The organism is Streptomyces sp. NPDC020983 (assembly GCF_044333485.1).
Classification (GTDB): Bacteria; Actinomycetota; Actinomycetes; order Streptomycetales; family Streptomycetaceae; genus Actinacidiphila.
In genome coordinates this window covers 1-3416 of record NZ_JBIRRA010000037.1, presented here as the reverse complement: position 1 = coordinate 3416, position 3416 = coordinate 1, and the positions used below count along the sequence as shown (strand labels likewise).

At 77.2% G+C, this 3416-nt stretch carries 1 protein-coding gene; it reads right to left on the bottom strand.

Annotated features, from left to right (window positions below; genetic code table 11):
* Positions 1–3416: SDR family NAD(P)-dependent oxidoreductase (locus ACH4SE_RS36400; protein ID WP_398547876.1), on the bottom strand; the 3416-nt coding region annotated here is incomplete at both ends.

Genomic DNA, 3416 nt, shown 5'->3' with positions numbered 1-3416 from the left:
GCCACCAACGACGACGAACACCCCGTGTCCACCGTCACCGCAGGACCCTCCAACCCCAACACGTACGACACACGCCCCGACACCACACACCCCAGATTCCCGGTGCCCGTGTAGCCCTCCATGTCGGCGCTGGAGAGCCCGATGATCGACAGGTAGTCGAAGATCGTCGCCCCGACGTAGACGCCGGTGTCGGTGCCCTTCAGCGAGGCGTGGTCGATCCCGGCACGCTCGAAGGTCTCCCACGCGGTCTCCAGCAGCAGCCGCTGCTGCGGGTCCATGCCGACCGCCTCGCGCGGCGAGATGCCGAAGAAGTCCGCGTCGAACTCCCCGGCGTCCGCCAGGAATCCGCCCTCCAGGACGTAGCTGGTCCCGGGGCGGTCCGGGTCGGGGTCGTAGAGCGTCTCCAGGCGCCAGCCGCGGTCGGCGGGGAAGGGCGTCATCGCGTCCCGGCCCTCGGCGACGAGTTCCCACAGCGCTTCGGGGCTGGTGGCCCCGCCCGGGTAGCGGCAGGCCATGCCGACGATCGCGATGGGCTCGTCCGGGGACCCGGCGGGCTGCGCCGGCAGGGCGGCCGGGACAGCGGCGGTCTCCGCGCCGCCGGAGATCTCGGCCAGCAGGTGGCGGGCCAGGGCGCCGGCCGTGGGGTGGTCGAAGATCAGCGTGGTGGGCAGGGACATCGCGAGCGAGGTGCCGAGCTTGTTGCGCAGTTCGACGGCCGTGAGGGAGTCGAAGCCCAGCTCGAAGAAGGGCGCGGTCGCGGAGACCGCGTCGGGCCCCGGGTGCCCGAGCACCCCGGCGGCCAGCGCGCGGATGTGCTGGACGAGGATCTGCTCGCGCTGCCCCGCCGCCGCTGCGGCCAGCCGGCGGCGCAGCGGGCTCTCGCCGGCGGTGGCCTGCCCGGGCTCCGAAGCGGCCTGCGGGATCTCGGCGAGCAGCCGGCCGGCGCGCTGCCCGTGGAAGGTCGCCGCGAAGCGCGGCCAGTCGAAATCGGCGACGGTCAGCACGGTCTCGCCGCGGCCCAGGGCCTGGCCCAGCACGCGCAGGGCGAGGCCGGACGGCATGGCGGTGAGGCCGCGGTCGCGGAAGAAGGCGGTCACGGCGTCGTCGGCGGCCATGCCCGCCTCGCCCCACGGGCCCCACGCGACGGACAGCGCCGGGAGGCCCGCGGCGCGGCGCCGCTCGGCGAGGGCGTCGAGGTAGGCGTTGGCGGCGGCGTAGGCGCCCTGCTGGCCGCTGCCCCAGCTGGATGCGCCGGAGGAGAACAGGACGAAGGCGTCGAGGTCCAGGCCGCGCGTCAGCTCGTCGAGCCACCGCGCGCCGCCCGCCTTGCCCGCGGCGACCTGCGCCAGCCGGTCGCCGTCCAGGTCCCGCACGGGGGTGTAGTCCCCGACGCCCGCCGCGTGGAAGACGGCGCGCAGCGGGTGCCGGGCGGGGACGCGGGCGAGCAGCGCGGCCACCTGACCGCGGTCGGCGACGTCGCAGGCCGCGATGTCCACGGTGGCGCCCAGCTCGGCCAGTTCGGCGGCGAGGGCCTGGCTGCCGGGGGCGTCGGCGCCGCGCCGGCCGGCCACCACGACGTGCCGGGCGCCGCGCTCCACGAGCCAGCGGGCGACGCGGCCGCCGATCCCGCCGGTTCCGCCGGTGACCAGGGCCGTGCCGCCGGTCCGCCACTCCGGACCGGGCGGCGTCGCGGGCAGCGGGCGCAGCCGCCGTGCCAGCGGGCCCCGCGCGCGCAGCGCGACCTGGTCCTCGCCGTCCGGGCCGCCCACGCCGTCCTGCGCGAGAACGGCCGCGAGCAGCCGGGCCGTCGCGTCGCCGTCCGTGCCCGGCAGGTCGACGAGCCCGCCCCACAGCCGCGGGTACTCCAGCGCCACGACACGGCCCAGCCCCCACACCTGTGCCTGTGCGGGGCTCACCTCGGCGCCGCCTTCCCCGGCGGACACGGCGCCGCGGGTCACGCCCCACAGCCGGCCGCCGAAGTCCGCGTCGTCCAGCGCCTGGACGAGCCCGAGCGTCGAGGCGAGCCCGGCCGGCAGGTGGGGGTGGCGCGGGTGCGGCTCCTCGTCGAGCCCCAGCAGGCTGACCACGCCGGTGACGGCGGTGCCGGTGGTCAGCGCGTCGCGCAGCAGGGCGGTCAGCACGCCGCGCTCCAGCTCCCCGGGCGCCAGGGCCAGCAGGGTGCAGGCCGCGCCGTGGCCGTCGAGGGCGCGGGTGGCGGTCCCGACGGCGGGGTCCCCGGCGAGCCTGTCCGGCACCACGAGGAGCCACCGCCCGGCGAGCCGCGGCGCGGCGCCGAGCCCTTCGGCGGGGGACCAGGCCGCGCCGTAGCGCCACGCGTCGATCCGGCCCTGCTCGCGGGTGCCGCGCCGCCACTGCGCGAGGACGGGGAGCGCGGTGTCCAGCGCCTGCCGGGTGTTCTCCGCGGCGGTGTCGAGCCCGGCTCCGAGACCGCTGAGGTCGCCGGACTCGACGGCGTTCCAGAAGGCCTCGTCCTCCCCGGCCGCCTCGTCCCGGGCGCCGGGCCAGGTGCCGGGCTTGAGCCAGTAGGGCTGGTGCTGGAAGGCGTACGTGGGCAGGTCGACGGTCGGTGCGGCGGGGGCGCCGGGCTCGGCGCCGTACCAGGCCTTCCAGTCCACCGTCAGACCCGCGGTGAAGGCCTGGGCCAGGGCCCGCAGGAGCTGGTCCGCACCGCCCTTGTCACGCAGCAGGGTCGGCACGGTCGCCACCGCGAGGTCCAGCGCCTGGGCCGTCTCCTGCACCCCCGCACCCAGCACCGGATGCGGACCCGACTCGACCAGGACGCGGTAACCGTCCGCCAGCGCGGCCCCGACGGCGTCGGCGAAGCGGACGCGGTGGCGCAGGTTGCGCACCCAGTAGCCGGTGTCGAGGTCGCCGGTGTCGACACGGCCGCCGGTGAGGGAGGAGTAGAAGGCCACGGTCGTCCCGGCGGGAGTGACCGTGCCGAGCAGACCGGTGAGTTCGGCGGCGATCTCGTCGACCTGGGGTCCGTGCGAGGCGTAGTCGACGTCGACCAGCCGGGCCCTTCCGCCGTCCGCCCCGACCTGCGCCACGACCTCCGCGACCGCCTCCGGCGGGCCCGAGACCACCGTGGACGAAGGGCCGTTGACGGCCGCCACCGCCACGTCCGGATGACCGGCGAGCACGGCCTCGGCGGCCTCGGGACCGAGGGCCAGCGAAGCCATCGCGCCACGTCCGGACAGCGCCCGCAGCGCGCGCGAGCGCACGGCGACGACGCGGGCGCCGTCCTCCAGGGTGAGGGCGCCCGCCACCACGGCCGCGGCGATCTCGCCCTGCGAATGGCCCACCACCGCCGCCGGACGCACCCCGTACGCCTCCCACACCGCCGCCAGCGACACCATCACCGCCCACAACGCGGGCTGCACCACGTCCACCCG